Source organism: Paenibacillus cellulosilyticus, from assembly GCF_003182255.1.
GTDB classification, from domain to species: domain Bacteria; phylum Bacillota; class Bacilli; order Paenibacillales; family Paenibacillaceae; genus Paenibacillus_T; species Paenibacillus_T cellulosilyticus.
Genome location: NZ_QGTQ01000008.1, coordinates 172,226 through 187,208, shown reverse-complemented (window position 1 = coordinate 187,208; position 14,983 = coordinate 172,226). Strand labels below are relative to the sequence as shown.

Here is a 14,983-nt window from a genome sequence, read left to right as displayed (position 1 = left end):
GCAAGATAACGAAATCGCTAACCGCTGCAAATCCTCATCTATTGAAAACGAACAGTAGGTCCATTACACTTAAAATGCTTCCATATTTTATATTTTGCTGCCAATCGAAAGGGGGTGTCTGATAGTTAATGAGGTTAAGCAGAGAAACGCCACTCATGCCGAGGCTGCTGTTAATAGCGTTAATTATCTGCTCCGTTTATCTTGTTACTCAACTGCTCTCGAAAGATGACAAGTCGGATCAGCGATTAATTAGCAACGTTAATTATATCAACAGTACAGGCTTCAGTATTCGTTCAGACTCCACAAATCTTGAGACTTCGGCGAAGGGGACTGTTTTTGTAGAAGGGAACGAAGGGATTGCAGATCGGATCTCCATCGTAGCCGCGATTGATATCGATCCGAACGATTGGGGAGGGGTAACCTTCTATCTCCCGAACCATTGGTCCATTGCCAATGTGACGAGCAGCTATCCCGAGAACAACCAGCAAATGAATCCATCCGAGAAAGCTTCGATCTGGACGACCACAGATACCAAGAGCGAATGGCAGGCTTGGGTTGAAATTGGAACTGAGCGCAGCTACGAGCCAACTGGCGGCGGTCATGGAACGGTCGTTATCGATCTCGTCTACGATGGACATGACAAATCGATGCCGGATTCATTCGAATTCACTGTAGCTGTTGGTTCGAAGACCGTAAACGGCACTCGAATATTAGGTCCAGATGACGTTCGTGTCCCGGTTTCTCTAAACAACGTTCAATAAGTTAGCTCCATTAACCAACTAACGCATGACAGATTTTACAAAGGGAAGGCTCCAAGCTTCGCAAGAGATATTATGATATGATAATTCAATTATCGAATGTCGAGGTGAAGATCACATGTTTGCTAAGGAACACTATTCGGGCACGAAAGAAGAAAACTATCGGCTCGTAATCAAACAGCTGTCGTCCTTACTTGAAGGTGAAACCGATACAATAGCTAACTTAGCTAATGCCTCAGCTCTGCTGAACCAATTTCTATCCGACATTAACTGGGTAGGGTTCTATCTGCTGCAATCGGATGAGCTTGTACTGGGACCCTTCCAAGGGTTACCGGCTTGTGTCAGAATTCCAGTAGGAAAAGGGGTATGCGGAACCGCTGCCCAACGTATGGAAACGATTCGAGTAGAGGATGTACATGCATTCCCAGGCCATATTGCCTGCGATGCCGCATCGCAATCGGAAATCGTCATTCCGCTCATCAACAATGACGTGCTAATAGGTGTACTGGATATCGACAGCCCATCTAAAAGCAGATTTGATGAGACGGATCAGCGCTTCCTGGAGGAGCTTGTTCAAGTGTTAGTGCATTACATCGACTAACTACTACATCGAGCTAGGTGCGACGAGCCAAGCGACTTTCCAGATGAAGCATCTTCTGGGCTGGTTGAATGAAACGAATCATCTCTACTACGAAATATACGACAACGTAGATAGTAGTCTCTCCAAACAAGAGTTTGTCGCTATCGCGGAAAATGTGTTGGACGAGCAATAACGAGCGATACGCACAGCATATGGGAACATCTGTTGAACAACATTCCGCAGCTTAGCAAAGAGCCGTCCAGCAATGGACGGCTCTTTGTTGTACGCAATCTATTCCTCATATTCGGCAACGAAAACATCGGTTAAGATCGCCTTCGCTTTCTTCAGGTCACGAGAACCCAGCTGATTGAGAATCGCGACGATTTGCTGCATATCTTCCTTGTCAGATGGGGGGGAAGGGGTAGTTCTATTGGTGTCATCATGGACGGGTACATCTTGTTCTACAGGTTGATGTACCTCCATATCGCTCTCTGGAATTAACCAAGAAGTATGGAGCGATTCGCGGAGAATCCCCCCCAGAAACTGCAGTTCATCCGCCGAATACCGATGTAGAAAACGATGCACGCCAGAGTTAATTCGTTCGTGCAGCGCATGATGAAGCTGGTAAACGGCTCGACCAAGCTCCGTCGTTCGGAACAGCACTTCTTTCTTATTGTTCGGAAGGTAGTCGATTTGAATCACTTTCTTATCAATGAGCTTACGCGTTACTTTCGAGACGCTTCCCTTCGAGATGCCTACTTCCTTGGAAACCGTTATTCCATTAACAGGTTCAAGATTGCCAATTGCCTCAAGCACGCTAAGCATCATAACCGACATTTCTTGCATAACCACTTTTAACTCATCGGTAGTGCTGTTCTGTATGAGCCACTGTTTCTCTTCATCATCTTCTGTTTGATACCGGCGTACCGTTAGTCCGATGCTATCTATAATATCGCGAATGAAGCGTTCTTTATCCGAATGATTGATCATTGTGATCTCCTCCGAAGGCTATGATACCAGTAAATTGTTCAGAACTCCACCATAAAGTTTCCGAAGAAACATTATTGACAAGAACAAGCAGTCTACGTAATAATGTTTCCTATGAAACGTTATAAGTTTCCGCGAAAACAATAGGAGGTCGATTCAAATGACCACATTTCGACATATTGATGTTCTCATCGCTGGCGCTGGCCCAACTGGCTCCACATTAGCGGCAGACTTAGTACGACGGGGCCTCTCGGTCCGACTGGTAGACAAATCCTCTCACGGGTTCACAGGCTCCCGTGCCAAAGGGATTCAGCCGCGCACGCTCGAGGTGCTCGAGGATCTTGGCGTCGTACACGAAGCGCTCGCAGAAGGCGGTTCTTATCCGAAGGCCGGATTTCACCTCGGCCCATTTACAATACCTTGGCGGATGATGCCGCACAATAAGATTACGCCAGACACGCCGTATCCGAACATTTTGCTGCTTCCGCAGCATCGGACCGATGCGATCCTTCATCGATTGCTCAACCGCAGCGGACTCAGCGTCGAATTCAACACCGCTGTAGAAAGCTTTGAACAGGACTCGGAAGGGGTGACGACGACACTTGCTACAGGCGAGAAGATTCGTAGTCGCTATTTGGTCGGGGCTGACGGTGGTTCGAGTACCGTTCGAAAGTCTGCTGGCATTCCATTTGTAGGCGAGACCAACGATTCGGATCGATCGCTCATTTTTGACGGAATCATTGATGGTCTGTCTCGTGATCGATGGCATATATGGCCGCGCAAGAAAGGGAAAACAATCGCCGCTTGCCCGCTTCCGCATTCGGACCAGTTCCAGGTCATGATCCGTCTGAAGCCAGATGATATGCCCGATCTTACCGAAGCCAAGCTGGAGGAGCAATTCCATTACCTTACCGGCTTGCGCATTCACAACATAACGTGGAAATCGGTTTTCCGTCCTAATGTCCGGCTTGTAGAGCGATACCGTTCAGGTCGAGTATTCCTTGCTGGTGATGCTGCGCATGTCCATACGCCGGCCGGAGGGCAAGGGCTCAATACCGGCATACAGGATGCCTATAATCTCGGTTGGAAGCTTGCACAAGTGATCGCAGGCGCACCAGAGAGCCTGCTCGACAGTTACGAGGATGAACGACGTCCAATTGCCGCTCAAGTGCTTAATCGATCCAATGAACTGTACGCGAGCATGGATCAGAAACGTATGTCTGGACTAAAGCGCGGAGACGAAGAGCGGCAGTTGAAGCTAACTTACTATGGTGGACCTTTGTCATCCGACAATCAAGCAGCTACCACAACGTTACGAGTTGGTGATCGAGCGCCGGACGCGCCTTGCATGGGACCAACGGGTCAGACTCGTCTGTTCGATATCTACCAAGGGCCACATTTCACGTTACTGGCTTTCGGCCACCATGCAGCTCAAGCACTGCACGAGGTAGCTTGGCCAACTAGCGGAGCAGAATTGCACCGATACTGCGTGACTGCCGAGCCTGCGAATGGTGCTGCCGCTGCCTGCATCGCTGATTCCTCCGGTATGCTGTCCCGAATCTACGGCATTACGGGTGATACACTCATCCTGATTCGCCCAGATGGCTACATTGGAGGTATCTTCAAGAACAATTGGCGGGAGGCATTCAACCGCATCAGCAGCACTGTTGCTCCATTGCATTAACAGCGCACTTATTTATATCGTTTCCATCGCAACAAAAACCTGAATGTTGTCAGCGTGCAGCACCAATTAATCTCGCTGTGACCTTGTTTTCTCGCCGATAGCCGAATATAATAGAGGCAAATATTGGATGTGTGTGACTGGCGAAAACGTGGTGAACCACGAGGGAGCACGCATGGTAACGGCCGTTCGCCTGGGCAAAGTATTTGGACAACACGTCCAAATACTTTTTTTATTTTCTAATCCGATGAGAGGGGTAATTGAAAATGAAAGAAATGTTTCTTCGTTACGGCATGAATCCGCACCAGGCGAAGGCAAGGCTATATGCAATAGGAGCGCTGCCGATTAGGATATTGAATGGCGATGCTAGCTATATCAACATACTCGACGCATTAAATGCTTTTCAGTTAGTCAGAGAGCTCAAGCAATGCATCGGCCAGCCGGCAGCAGCTTCATTCAAGCATGTTAGCCCCGCGGGCGCAGCTGTTTATTCCCCGTTAAACGAATCGCTTGAACGGTCCTATTTTGTCAAGGGTTTGGAATTGTCTCCATTGGCTGTTGCCTACTCGAGAGCGCGAGGAACGGACCGAATGTCTTCTTTCGGCGATTGTGCGGCATTCAGCGATCAGGTCGATGTGTCCGCAGCTCAATTGCTCAGTAAAGAAGTATCCGATCTGATCGTTGCGCCAGCGTATGACGAGGATGCATTAGCCGTTCTGAAGAAGAAAAAGAACGGAAATTACCTTATTATCGAGATGGATCCGAATTACTGCCGGACCTAATCGAAACCCGATCGATATTCGGCATCACAATGGAGCAGGAACGCAACAACCTGCAGATTTCGGAAGAGATGCTAACGAACCTTGTAACGACGAATCAACAAATCCCCGAAAACGCAGTGCGAGATCTACTGATCGCGCTCATAACGCTCAAATATACGCAGTCCAATTCCGTGTGCTTCGCGTTGGATGGTCAGACGATTGGCATTGGCGCAGGTCAGCAATCCCGCATTCATTGCACAAGGTTAGCGGCAGGGAAAGCGGACAATTGGTGGTTGAGACAACATCCTCTCGTCAGCCAAATGGACTTTCGCGCGGGAATCTCTCGTGCAGAGATCAACAATGCGATTGACGGGTGGCTGAACGAAGATTATACAAACGCAGAAGAAAAACAGTGGAGAATGAATTTCAACGTAGTACCGGATCGACTTACACAGAAAGAAAAGCAATTATGGCTGCAAGGTTTACAAGGCGTATCTTTCGCATCAGATGCTTTCCTGCCTTTCCGCGACAACATTGATCGTGCCGCTCGAAGCGGCGTTCAATATTTAGTTCAAACGGGAAACTCGCTGCGAGATGATCAAGTTATAGGAGCAGCGAATGAATATGGGATGGCGATGGCTTATTCTGAGGTCCGATTATTTCACCATTGATACCGATCAATTCGATTGGCATACACATTCAGTTTGGAGGGCGGCGCGATGAATAAAACGGACCGGATGCTGGCCATCGTTCTGGAGCTGCAGCGGCATGGGCTGCGGCGTGCAGAAGATTTGGCGGCGGTGTTCGAGACAAGTGTACGAACGATTTACCGCGACGTGCAAGCATTAAGCGAGGCCGGAGTACCGCTCATCGGTTCGCCTGGCCAAGGATATTCATTGGCGGATACCTATTTTCTCCCGCCAGTATCGTTCAAAGCAGAGGAGTCGGTTGCCCTGCTGCTTGGACTTGACTATATTGAACAGCAGCTCGATGCGGGGTACCACGTACAGGCTGCTGGTGCTAGGCGTAAGATTGAGGCGATTCTGCCTGATGAGGTGCGTCGAGAGACGATGCGGGTTCGCGCCGCCATGAAGATGTTGGCCGTCGGGGTGACCGGCAGCGAAGAGAAGGAGAGACTGACCGTTCTGCGTCAAGGGATCCTGGAAGAGAGGAAGATACGATTCCACTACAGCAAGAAGATTCCGGAGGCAGATGGCAGCAGGCACAGTGTACGTGAAGCAGATCCCTATGGTCTCGTATTGATCAAAGATTCATGGACACTTGTCGCCTACGACCATATGCGGCAGGGACTGCGCCATTTTCGATTGAGCCGAATGCGTGATATTGAGATAACGAATGAACGATTTCATCGCCCTGATGACTTCGACCTGCACGCCTATAGACCTTCCGATACACGTGATGTCATCGTGCGTCTGCTTATATCTTCAGCTATCGCGGATCAAGTGCTGGAGAGTCCTTATTATTACATCGACAGTACCGAGGAGACTGAGAACGGAGTGGTGATTACGCTGCGTATTCGGCATGAGCTCGAAGTGCTTGGATGGATTATGAGCTGGGGAGCAAGCGTTGTTGTGCTTCAGCCGGACTCGCTTCGAGAACGTGTTCGGAACAATTTAATCGAATCGCTCAAACACTACTGACATCATGCTGTCAGTAGCATAATTGTATACTAGCTCTATATTCGAAATTCGAAGGGAGCTACATCCTAATATGATTACGAAACAATTATTGGAGCAATTCGAGAACACCGCTAACTACTACTTGAGTGAGATTCCGAAATACACGATGGAACAAATGACGCGCAAGCCTTCTGAGGACGAATGGTCGCTTGGCCAAATGTACCTTCATCTCGTCGGTTCAGCGCTGTACATGCAGCTGCGTAATTTGGAGTTGTGCCGCGAACAGGAGTCGGCTCCAGTCGCGAATGATAGGCCCGAGATGGTAAAAGCGATGTTCGCAGCTGGAAGTTTCCCCCCAGATCGAATCCGGGTTCCTGCATCGCCGCAATACACGCCTAAGCAGCCTGAAAGTCTGGAAGAGATGGAGCAAGGGCTTCGTGCCGTTATCGCCCGCATGCGAGAGCTTGAACCGACCTTGGCAGCAATTCCTGCAGATCGAGCGGTCGCGCATCCACGGATGGGATTATTAAACGCACAGGAATGGTTCGCCTTGGTAGAGATGCATTACCGTCACCATCTGCTGCAGAAAGGGCGACTTGATGTGTTCCTCCTCAACAATGCTTCCGTCTAGCCTTTACAAGATGTAACCGTCTGGCGAAACTGATACAATAGATGACATTAGAATCCGACGATTGTTCGTTCGGGATACTGCTTGCTAAGCAACACGAACATGGAGGAGACCAAGTGGCAATTGTACAAGTAACTATCGTGCCTCTAGGCACTGGAACGCCCAGCGTTGGGGAATACGTCGCTGACGTTATTCGAGTGCTCGAGCAAGCGGAGGAGCAGATCCAATATCAGCTCACACCGATGAGCACCATCATTGAAGGGGAGTTGGATGATCTCCTAGCTGTCGTACGCAGACTGCACGAGGTACCTTTCGAGAACGGCGCTATGCGGGTATCGACATCAATTACGATTGACGACCGCAGAGATAAGAAAGGGACAATGGAACAAAAGCTTCGATCGGTAGAAGATCGGCTTCATCCGTAATGAACCGCGCAAACAAAGCTTCGACGCAACCGTGTCGGGGCTTTAAATTCCTTCGTTGACACGACACCGAAAAGTGTCCTATAATTAATTTGACACCAAACAGTGTCCATTCTGAGAACAGCTAATCCTAGGAGAGGGTGTTGTGAGCGATAACAATCCGTTGCGGGATCCATTCGATGCAATCGCAGATCCAACACGACGTAAATTGATTCGCATATTGGCGGAACCTAGAGAAATTCCGCTGCATGAATTAACGGTACAATTCGATATGGGGCGTACAGCCGTATCGAAACATTTGACGATATTGAAAGAGGCGGGTTTAGTGCTTGATCGTAAAGTCGGACGGGAGACCCGATTCAGGCTGAACGCCGCTCCGCTCCGGGAAGTCCACGACTGGTTGTCTTTCTATCAGAAATTTTGGACCATGAACATGATTAGTTTAGGTCAATTATTAGAGGAGGATGAAGAATGAGCTTAACCCTTACTTTAGATTTCCAATACGCGACAACGATCGAGAAGCTGTGGTCCGCATTGACGGATTCGAGCAAGCTTGCTAAGTGGGTTTTGGACAATGATTTCAAACCTGAGGTGGGTCATCAATTCCAGTTCCGCGCGGAGGCTAATCAGTACTGGGATGGCATCATTAATTGCGAAGTCCTTCGCGTAGATGAGGAGAATCGTGTATTGTCCTACACTTCGGCCGTTGGTACAGAGAAGCATACCGTCACATGGTCGATTCAAGATCTTGGCGAAGGCAAATTAAACCTGCATCTCGAACAAACGGGCATCTCCAACGAACAAGCACTTAACGGTGCAAAATGGGGCGTCACGCAATGGTGCGGCGAGCTTGGCAAGCTGTTGGAACAATAAGATCATCTTGTACCCTATAAACCGGCTGCAATCTAAGCAGCCGGTTTATATTCTCCTCTGAGACATTTCGATAAGCAGTAAGCCAGTCGAAAGATAGATGAAAGGATGTTAGTCTTTGAGCGAATCGAATCAGGAATATATCGTCATCTCGGGTGCAAGAGAGAACAATCTGAAGAACGTTTCATTGCGCATTCCGAAACGTAAAATCTCGATCTTCACCGGCGTTTCCGGTTCCGGCAAATCATCGATTGTGTTCGATACGATTGCCGCAGAATCGACGCGATTGCTTAACGAAAACTTCACGATGTTCGTGCGTACGTTTCTGCCCAAATATCCACAGCCGGACACGGATGCCATTGAAAACCTGAGCATGGCCGTCATTGTAGACCAGAAGCGACTGGGAGGCGGCTCACACTCCACGATGGGCACCATCACGGATATTGCTCCCATTGTGCGCCTTCTGTTCTCACGTGTAGGTCAGCCGCATGTAGGAACAGCTAACATGTTCTCGTTCAATGACCCGCAAGGGATGTGTCTCGAATGTAACGGTATCGGCCGCAACCTGGGGGTGGACATGGACAAGGCAGTCGATATGTCCAAATCATTAAACGAAGGGGCGCTCATGCTTCCTGACTATTCCGTTGGCGGCTTCGAATTCAATATGCTCATGGAGTCAGGGTCCTATGATCTCGATATGAAGCTGAGCGATTACCCGGCTGATGTACTTGAGCAGTTGTTGTACGGCAAAGCGAGAAAAGTGGAAGTGCTGTTCGGCGGGAAAACGATCAATGTTACAGTGGAAGGCGTCATTGAGAAGTTTACCAACAAATACATTAAACGTGATGTGAAGACGATGTCCGAACGCACGCAGCGCGCCGTTACTCCGTACATTACGGAAGGTCCTTGCACCAGCTGTCATGGAGCAAGACTCAGTCAAGCTGCGCTAAACTGCCGCATTAATGGATACAACATTGCGGACTTCTCCGCCATGGAAGTCGGACAGCTCATCCGCGTCGCTCGCGAGATTAATGATCCCATTGCTGCTCCTATCATCAAGTCGCTCACAGAGCGTTTGCAGCATCTAGTCGATAATGGACTGGAATATTTGACGCTCGACCGCGAGACCGATACGTTGTCGGGCGGGGAGTCGCAGCGCGTCAAGATGGTCAAGCATCTGAGCGGCAGTCTGGTGGATGTCACCTATATTTTCGATGAGCCGAGCGTTGGGCTGCATCCTCGAGATGTTCACCGACTGAATGAGCTGCTGCAGAAGCTGCGCGATAAAGGCAATACGGTCATCGTCGTTGAGCATGACCCGGATGTTATCAAAGCAGCGGATCATATCGTCGACGTAGGCCCGCACGCAGGGAGCCGCGGCGGTACCATCGTATATGAAGGCAGCTATCAAGGTCTGCTGGAGTCTGGGACGCTGACCGGCAGCTTTATGAAGCGTCCGCTTCAGCTGAAGCAGGATTGCAGACCACCTTCCGGCAAGCTGGCTGTGCAGCACGCAACCCTGCACAATCTGCGAGAGGTAAGCGTCGATATTCCAACCGGCATCCTTACAGTCGTTACAGGCGTAGCAGGCTCTGGCAAAAGTACGTTGATCAACGATATATTCCTCCAGCAGCATCCCGATGCGATCGTGATCGATCAATCGGCTGTAGGGGTTTCTACACGCTCGAATCCGGCAACTTATACAGGCATTATGGATGATGTCCGCAAAGCATTCGCTTCTGCGAACAAAGTCAATCAAGGCTTGTTCAGCTTCAACTCCAAGGGAGCCTGCGAGAACTGTCAAGGTCTCGGCGTCGTTTATACAGACATTGCCTTCCTCGACAGCGTGAAGCTGCCTTGCGAGGTTTGCGGAGGCAAACGCTTCAAGGAAGAAGTGCTCGCGTACAAGCTTAATGGCAAGTCCATTGCGGATGTGCTGGAGATGACGGTCGAGCAGGCGTTGGAATTTTTCACACTGAAAGAGGTTGGGCGCAAGCTCCAAGCAATGAATGATGTAGGATTGAATTACATCACGCTCGGCCAACCGCTCAGCACGCTGTCGGGCGGGGAATGTCAGCGGATCAAGCTCGCAAGCGAGCTGCATAAGAACGGCAGCATCTATGTGATGGACGAGCCAACGACTGGCCTCCACATGTCCGATATCGGGCAATTGCTCGGAATCATGAACCGACTGGTGGATGCCGGTAATACGGTTATCGTCATCGAGCATAACCTCGATGTAATCAGCCAAGCCGATTGGATTATCGATATGGGACCGGATGGAGGCAGCAGGGGCGGACAAGTGGTGTTCGAAGGAACGCCAACGCAGATCGCACAAGCCGAGCAGTCGATCACGGGGAAATACTTGAAGTAAAACGCAAGGAACGAACAATAAAGGGGCAGTCCTTCGATCACTTGCTGATCTTTGGACTGCCCCTAAGCATTTATTTCATCGATCCAAGCCAACCAGCGAGATTCGCGATATCCGTATCGCTTATTGTACCTTTGAATGCTGGCATTCCGCCGCCGCCTTCATCAATACGCGTGGTAATATCCGCAACGGACAACTTACCGCCAACCTTCTGCAGATTAGGGCCGACGCCGCCTGATAGATCAGTCGCATGGCAGCTAATACAGTTGGCTTTATAAACGGTTTCAGCTGCGGCCGCGTCAACGGTGCCGCCGCTCGTGTTCGTGTTGCCCGTTGTTTCATTGTTGCCTGTCGTTTCACCATTGTTTGTTTCTTCTTTGTTGCCTCCGCACGCACTTAGCGAAAGAGCAAGCGTAAGCGCCATTATCCCCATCATCCACTTGGATTTGACCATCGTCTTAACACCTCATTCTTCGATTTATTTCATACGATTCCCTCATTCACCACAACGTATTCGGACATTCCAGAACGATACGCATAACACCGGACAAGCTGGACAATCTATACATGGGACTTGAAAATAATAACAGGTGAAGCCGGAGAATCGAGGTGATCGCGGTTGGACATTAACGAAGATGTCGTGAGGCACTTAACGGAGCTAAGGCGAAGACTGCTCATTGTTTTCAGCTGCTTCATTGTGGCCATGTGCGGCGGTCTGTATTTGTCCCCCCGCATCTTGCAGTACATCAAGAGCTCGGCAGCAGCGAATGTGCAATGGAATGTATTCTCCTTCACGGACGGGCTGTTCATCTACCTGCGCTGTGCGTTTCTGCTGGCGATGCTGTTCACGCTCCCAGTGCTTTTGTATCAAGCGTGGGCATTTGTTAAACCCGGTCTAACGCCACGAGAGGCGAAAGGAACGCTGGCTTATGTACCCGTCTCGTTCCTGCTGTTTCTCGCAGGCATATCGTTCAGTTATTTCGTTGTGTTTCCGATGATGCTTAGATTCATGATTCAGATGAATCAGACGATTGGAGCGACGGAGACGTATGGGATCGACAAGTATTTTGTGTTTCTGTTCAGCGTCGTATTCCCGTTAGGCGTCGCCTTCGAAATGCCGCTTGTCATGCTGTTCCTAACGAGGTTGGGGCTGCTTACGCCAGAACGAATGAAAGTGTCACGCAAATACGCTTATGTAGGTCTTGCAGTTGTAGGCGCCTGCATATCACCGCCGGATTTCGTTTCGCATTTGTCCGTGACAATTCCGCTTCTGCTCCTGTTTGAAATCAGCGTTCTCTTGTCCAACCGGTATGCAAGGCGTCAAGCAGCTTATCCGTATCCCGATCCCGCATAAGACTACAGATCGTAAAGGAGAATACTCATGTTCAATAACATTGGTGTTTCTGGGTTAGTCATTATTTTGCTCATCGCGCTGATCGTCTTCGGACCATCCAAGCTGCCGATGCTTGGACGCGCCTTCGGCGACACCCTTCGCGAATTCCGCAGCTCGACTCGAGGCATTGTAGAAGAGGACACACATCCTGCAGTAGAGCAGGAGCAAAAAGATACGAATAAGCTGCTGTAAGCAATAGCGATCTAAACTTAAACTTAAGCACACTAGGAAGGGCCTTATCGATGAGATAAGGCCCTTCCGTCATTGAGAAGGCAGCTGCTCAAACGAGCATGCCGCCTTTTTGGTGATAGGTTAGAATGCCTTCAGCTGCCCGGTATGCAAGCGCACCAACGGTATTGGTCGGGTTGTAGCCTGCATTTTGCGGGAAGGAGCTGGCACCTACAACGAACACATTCTCCGCATCCCACATCTGGCTGTAGTTATTGATCGCCGAATCCCCTTTATCCGCGCCGATGATCACACCGCCCGTATTGTGGGTAGATTGGTAGGTCGTGATCTCATATGGGCCAAGATCCTTCAGATAGTCGACATGATCAGCGCCCATTTCCTTCATTATTTCGGAGCATTTGAGCGCTAGGAACTTCGCCAGCTCGCGATCCTGGTCCTCGAAATCGAATGTAATCCGAATGAGTGGATCGCCATAGGCATCCTTGTAGGTGGGGTCAAGGTCCAAGTAATGATGCTGATAGGACATGGATGAGCCTTGCGCACCGATGCTGAGCGTCCGATTTGCGTACTTGAGCGAATTCGTTTTGAACTCGGACCCCCAAGTTGCTGTACCCGAGGGAACCGGATTGTTCTGAATCGGCCGCGCCCCTGCTTGAGCAAGTGTGATGACGCCGCCGTGTATGAAGTTGAGGCTGCTGTGATCGAAGTTGTCGCCATTGTAGTCATCAAGCGATACGCCAAGTGCACCTGCACCAGCATACGTATTAAATTGTTCTTTCTCGAAAAATCCCGCCGCGCTGCCTTTGGTCACCTGATACGCATAGTTTTTGCCGACTACACCTTTGCCGGTCGAAGGGTCATACGCCGTGCCAAGACCGGACAGCAGAAGCAGCCGTGTATTGTTGAACACATAGCTGGCGGCGACAACAATATCGGCAGGCTGGATAATCTCTTCGCCCGTCGTCACGTCGATGTACATCACACCGGTTGCCTTGCCGCCCTTATGTATAATACGTCTTACATCGGAGTGGCTGCGGATTTCGAATTTGCCCGTTTTGTTCGCAACAGGAATGACAGTGACGACTGGATCGGCCTTGGCGCCATATTCGCAGCCGAACCGTTCGCAATAGCCGCAATATTGGCAGGCAGCGCGGGAAATCCCGTCTGGATTCGTATACGTTTCCGACAGGTTGGCGGAAGGCATCATATAAGGATTCAGCTTCAAGTTCTTTGCGGCATCTGCGAATTTCTGCAGTGCAGGGGACTTCTTCATCGGAGGCGTTGGGTAATCGGCGCTGCGTTTGCCGCCAAGCGGATTGGTTTCACCCGAGATTCCGGCCGTCTTCTCGAACTTGTCATAATAAGGCTCCAGCTGGTCGTAGGTAATGCCCCAATCTTGAATCGTCATGCCCGCAGGCAGTTTATTCTTCCCATAACGCTCAATCGTTTGACTGCGAATCTGGAAGTCATAGGGCAGAAATCGATACGTGTGACCGTTCCAGTGAACGCCCGAACCACCAAGGCCAGTGCCCAACAGGAAGGAGCCGTAGGATCGCATCGGGAGAGCACGTACTTTCTCGTTGCTGCGGAACGTGATCGTTTCCTTGGACAAGTCTTGGAACAGCTCATAACGAAGCGCGTAACGAAGCTCATCGTGAACCATGAAATAATCTTCGGTTTTACGTTCCTTGCCGCGCTCGAGGCCAACGACATTCAGTCCAGCCTTCGTCAGCTCAGCCGCAATAATACCGCCTGCCCAGCCGACGCCGGCAATGACGACATCGGTTTTTGGTAATGTTTTTGCCATAGCAGTCTCCTTAGTGAGCTAGTGCGCCGCCATATGATCCTGCAGGCTGCTCGGCTCCATTGTTGTATAACCTTGATCGATCGCTGCGGCATAGCTCATCTGGTTGCCTGGATAGCCGCGCATGCGCCAGCCGTTCATATTGGCATTGCCACCGTACAAGGGATCGCTGTATGCCCCTTCGAGCGTGTTGGTTCGCAGCATTTTGAAAAAAGCGCTCGCCGATATCGTCGTCAGTGCAGCTGTATCCGACTCGAAATCTTTCAGCACTGCATCCATTTCTTCAGCAGCAAGGGAGGTAAAGCCCTTCTGATACTTCGTATTGCTGTAGTTGTCCAATTCGCGAATCCCGATCTCATAAATTTCTCGGCGTTTCAGACGACCTTGATAGCCTTGCTCTTTCTCACCGGAATAGAACGGAGCATTCATATAGTCGCGTCCGTTGAAGCCATAATCGCCGGCGAGCTGATGGTCGATGAAGAAAGCTACACCAAGCGCTTTAGCTCCTGGCCCGTTATCATCCTCAGGGAAAATACGCTCAGCCGCGCTTTCGACGATTAAGTATTGCTCCTGTGTAAAGAACATTAAAGCACGGTTGTAGTTGCGTATTTCTTCCGTAGTGCCCGTATTCGTCGCCGGTGTTTCAGTGGTTGATTCGTCTGTCGTTTCCTTCTTGCTGCAGCCAATAAGCGAGCTTAGTACACCACCCACAGCGAGACCGCCAAGCGCATAACCCGTTGTCTTCAAAAATTTGCGTCGGGAGCTGTTGTGGGCTTCGTTCTCGGACTGAGGTGTCTTCGTAGCTTCAGTGCTTGGGGTCTTCTCAGACAAGCTATCTTGATCGGATTGAACCATCACATTCCCTCCTGAAATGTAAATCCTATACGCACGTTTATTAT

18 protein-coding genes and 1 riboswitch are annotated in these 14,983 nt (G+C 50.0%); of the genes, 14 read left to right on the top strand and 4 right to left on the bottom strand.

The window, feature by feature from the left end:
• The first annotated feature begins 128 nt into the window (after positions 1-128).
• The 3 genes from DFQ01_RS13305 (at position 129) to DFQ01_RS31930 (ending at position 1,531) form a co-directional block, all read left to right on the top strand.
• Positions 129-761 carry a hypothetical protein gene (locus DFQ01_RS13305; RefSeq protein WP_110044379.1) on the top strand — a complete coding sequence of 211 codons (633 nt, stop codon included), beginning with the start codon at positions 129-131 and terminating at the stop codon, positions 759-761.
• A 115-nt stretch (positions 762-876) separates the two neighbouring features.
• Complete coding sequence (locus DFQ01_RS13300) at positions 877-1,359, top strand: GAF domain-containing protein (RefSeq protein WP_110044378.1); 483 nt, start codon at positions 877-879, stop codon at positions 1,357-1,359.
• Positions 1,360-1,402: 43 nt separating this feature from the next.
• Complete coding sequence (locus DFQ01_RS31930; RefSeq protein WP_281272008.1) at positions 1,403-1,531, top strand: hypothetical protein; 129 nt, start codon at positions 1,403-1,405, stop codon at positions 1,529-1,531.
• Between the two features lie 98 nt (positions 1,532-1,629).
• On the opposite strand, the gene DFQ01_RS13295 is transcribed toward DFQ01_RS31930, so the two are convergent.
• Positions 1,630-2,328: a helix-turn-helix domain-containing protein gene (locus DFQ01_RS13295; RefSeq protein ID WP_110044377.1), complete on the bottom strand. Its 699-nt coding sequence runs from the start codon at positions 2,326-2,328 to the stop codon at positions 1,630-1,632.
• A gap of 157 nt (positions 2,329-2,485) precedes the next feature.
• On the opposite strand from DFQ01_RS13295, the gene DFQ01_RS13290 reads away from it, so the two are divergent.
• The 9 genes from DFQ01_RS13290 (at position 2,486) to DFQ01_RS13255 (ending at position 10,701) form a co-directional block, all read left to right on the top strand.
• Positions 2,486-4,009 (top strand): FAD-dependent oxidoreductase, encoded by a 1,524-nt coding sequence (locus tag DFQ01_RS13290; protein ID WP_110044376.1) that lies wholly within the window; start codon positions 2,486-2,488, stop codon positions 4,007-4,009.
• 123 nt (positions 4,010-4,132) lie between these two features.
• A riboswitch (ZMP/ZTP riboswitch) is annotated at positions 4,133-4,212 on the top strand.
• Between the two features lie 60 nt (positions 4,213-4,272).
• A complete protein-coding gene (locus tag DFQ01_RS32155; RefSeq protein WP_281272007.1) occupies positions 4,273-4,788 on the top strand; it encodes a hypothetical protein in 516 nt (171 codons plus the stop codon).
• Between the two features lie 29 nt (positions 4,789-4,817).
• A complete protein-coding gene (locus DFQ01_RS32150) occupies positions 4,818-5,438 on the top strand; it encodes a hypothetical protein (RefSeq protein WP_281272006.1) in 621 nt (206 codons plus the stop codon).
• A gap of 48 nt (positions 5,439-5,486) precedes the next feature.
• On the top strand, positions 5,487-6,428 hold the full coding sequence (locus tag DFQ01_RS13280; protein ID WP_110044375.1) for a helix-turn-helix transcriptional regulator: 942 nt from the start codon (positions 5,487-5,489) through the stop codon (positions 6,426-6,428).
• Between the two features lie 70 nt (positions 6,429-6,498).
• Positions 6,499-7,038 (top strand): DinB family protein, encoded by a 540-nt coding sequence (locus tag DFQ01_RS13275; RefSeq protein WP_110044374.1) that lies wholly within the window; start codon positions 6,499-6,501, stop codon positions 7,036-7,038.
• Positions 7,039-7,151: 113 nt separating this feature from the next.
• Positions 7,152-7,460, top strand: coding sequence for an MTH1187 family thiamine-binding protein (locus tag DFQ01_RS13270; protein WP_110044373.1), 309 nt, complete (start codon positions 7,152-7,154; stop codon positions 7,458-7,460).
• A 142-nt stretch (positions 7,461-7,602) separates the two neighbouring features.
• A complete protein-coding gene (locus DFQ01_RS13265) occupies positions 7,603-7,932 on the top strand; it encodes an ArsR/SmtB family transcription factor (protein WP_110044372.1) in 330 nt (109 codons plus the stop codon).
• Positions 7,929-8,330 (top strand): SRPBCC family protein, encoded by a 402-nt coding sequence (locus DFQ01_RS13260; protein WP_110044371.1) that lies wholly within the window; start codon positions 7,929-7,931, stop codon positions 8,328-8,330. The genes DFQ01_RS13265 and DFQ01_RS13260 overlap by 4 nt, the downstream gene beginning before the upstream one ends.
• 115 nt (positions 8,331-8,445) lie before the next feature.
• Positions 8,446-10,701, top strand: a complete 2,256-nt coding sequence (locus tag DFQ01_RS13255) for an ATP-binding cassette domain-containing protein (protein WP_110044370.1) — start codon at positions 8,446-8,448, stop codon at positions 10,699-10,701.
• A gap of 70 nt (positions 10,702-10,771) precedes the next feature.
• Here DFQ01_RS13255 and DFQ01_RS13250 read toward each other — a convergent pair whose 3' ends face one another.
• Positions 10,772-11,152 carry a c-type cytochrome gene (locus tag DFQ01_RS13250; protein ID WP_245946661.1) on the bottom strand — a complete coding sequence of 127 codons (381 nt, stop codon included), beginning with the start codon at positions 11,150-11,152 and terminating at the stop codon, positions 10,772-10,774.
• A 165-nt stretch (positions 11,153-11,317) separates the two neighbouring features.
• On the opposite strand from DFQ01_RS13250, the gene tatC reads away from it, so the two are divergent.
• Together tatC and tatA are read left to right on the top strand one after the other, a co-directional pair.
• On the top strand, positions 11,318-12,052 hold the full coding sequence (tatC, locus tag DFQ01_RS13245) for a twin-arginine translocase subunit TatC (protein ID WP_110044369.1): 735 nt from the start codon (positions 11,318-11,320) through the stop codon (positions 12,050-12,052).
• A gap of 27 nt (positions 12,053-12,079) precedes the next feature.
• The gene (gene tatA / locus DFQ01_RS13240) at positions 12,080-12,283 is read left to right on the top strand and encodes a twin-arginine translocase TatA/TatE family subunit (protein WP_110044368.1); all 204 of its coding nucleotides are present in this window, start codon (positions 12,080-12,082) and stop codon (positions 12,281-12,283) included.
• An 88-nt stretch (positions 12,284-12,371) separates the two neighbouring features.
• Here tatA and DFQ01_RS13235 read toward each other — a convergent pair whose 3' ends face one another.
• Both DFQ01_RS13235 and DFQ01_RS13230 read right to left on the bottom strand, forming a co-directional pair.
• Positions 12,372-14,087, bottom strand: a complete 1,716-nt coding sequence (locus tag DFQ01_RS13235) for a GMC family oxidoreductase (RefSeq protein WP_110044367.1) — start codon at positions 14,085-14,087, stop codon at positions 12,372-12,374.
• A gap of 18 nt (positions 14,088-14,105) precedes the next feature.
• Complete coding sequence (locus DFQ01_RS13230; protein ID WP_110044366.1) at positions 14,106-14,939, bottom strand: gluconate 2-dehydrogenase subunit 3 family protein; 834 nt, start codon at positions 14,937-14,939, stop codon at positions 14,106-14,108.
• Between the last annotated feature and the right edge of the window lie 44 nt (positions 14,940-14,983).

What these genes read in the sequence shown, in the direction of transcription:
- DFQ01_RS13280 (WP_110044375.1), top strand. Translation starts at nt 5,487, where the DNA reads ATGAATAAAACGGACCGGATGCTGGCCATCGTTCTGGAGCTGCAGCGG.
- DFQ01_RS13275 (WP_110044374.1), top strand. Translation starts at nt 6,499, where the DNA reads ATGATTACGAAACAATTATTGGAGCAATTCGAGAACACCGCTAACTAC.
- DFQ01_RS13235 (WP_110044367.1), bottom strand. Translation starts at nt 14,087, where the DNA reads ATGGCAAAAACATTACCAAAAACCGATGTCGTCATTGCCGGCGTCGGC.
- DFQ01_RS32150 (WP_281272006.1), top strand. Translation starts at nt 4,818, where the DNA reads ATGGAGCAGGAACGCAACAACCTGCAGATTTCGGAAGAGATGCTAACG.
- DFQ01_RS13290 (WP_110044376.1), top strand. Translation starts at nt 2,486, where the DNA reads ATGACCACATTTCGACATATTGATGTTCTCATCGCTGGCGCTGGCCCA.
- DFQ01_RS13305 (WP_110044379.1), top strand. Translation starts at nt 129, where the DNA reads ATGAGGTTAAGCAGAGAAACGCCACTCATGCCGAGGCTGCTGTTAATA.
- DFQ01_RS13230 (WP_110044366.1), bottom strand. Translation starts at nt 14,939, where the DNA reads ATGGTTCAATCCGATCAAGATAGCTTGTCTGAGAAGACCCCAAGCACT.
- DFQ01_RS13295 (WP_110044377.1), bottom strand. Translation starts at nt 2,328, where the DNA reads ATGATCAATCATTCGGATAAAGAACGCTTCATTCGCGATATTATAGAT.
- DFQ01_RS32155 (WP_281272007.1), top strand. Translation starts at nt 4,273, where the DNA reads ATGAAAGAAATGTTTCTTCGTTACGGCATGAATCCGCACCAGGCGAAG.
- DFQ01_RS13250 (WP_245946661.1), bottom strand. Translation starts at nt 11,152, where the DNA reads ATGGTCAAATCCAAGTGGATGATGGGGATAATGGCGCTTACGCTTGCT.
- tatA (WP_110044368.1), top strand. Translation starts at nt 12,080, where the DNA reads ATGTTCAATAACATTGGTGTTTCTGGGTTAGTCATTATTTTGCTCATC.
- DFQ01_RS31930 (WP_281272008.1), top strand. Translation starts at nt 1,403, where the DNA reads ATGAAGCATCTTCTGGGCTGGTTGAATGAAACGAATCATCTCTACTAC.
- DFQ01_RS13300 (WP_110044378.1), top strand. Translation starts at nt 877, where the DNA reads ATGTTTGCTAAGGAACACTATTCGGGCACGAAAGAAGAAAACTATCGG.
- DFQ01_RS13260 (WP_110044371.1), top strand. Translation starts at nt 7,929, where the DNA reads ATGAGCTTAACCCTTACTTTAGATTTCCAATACGCGACAACGATCGAG.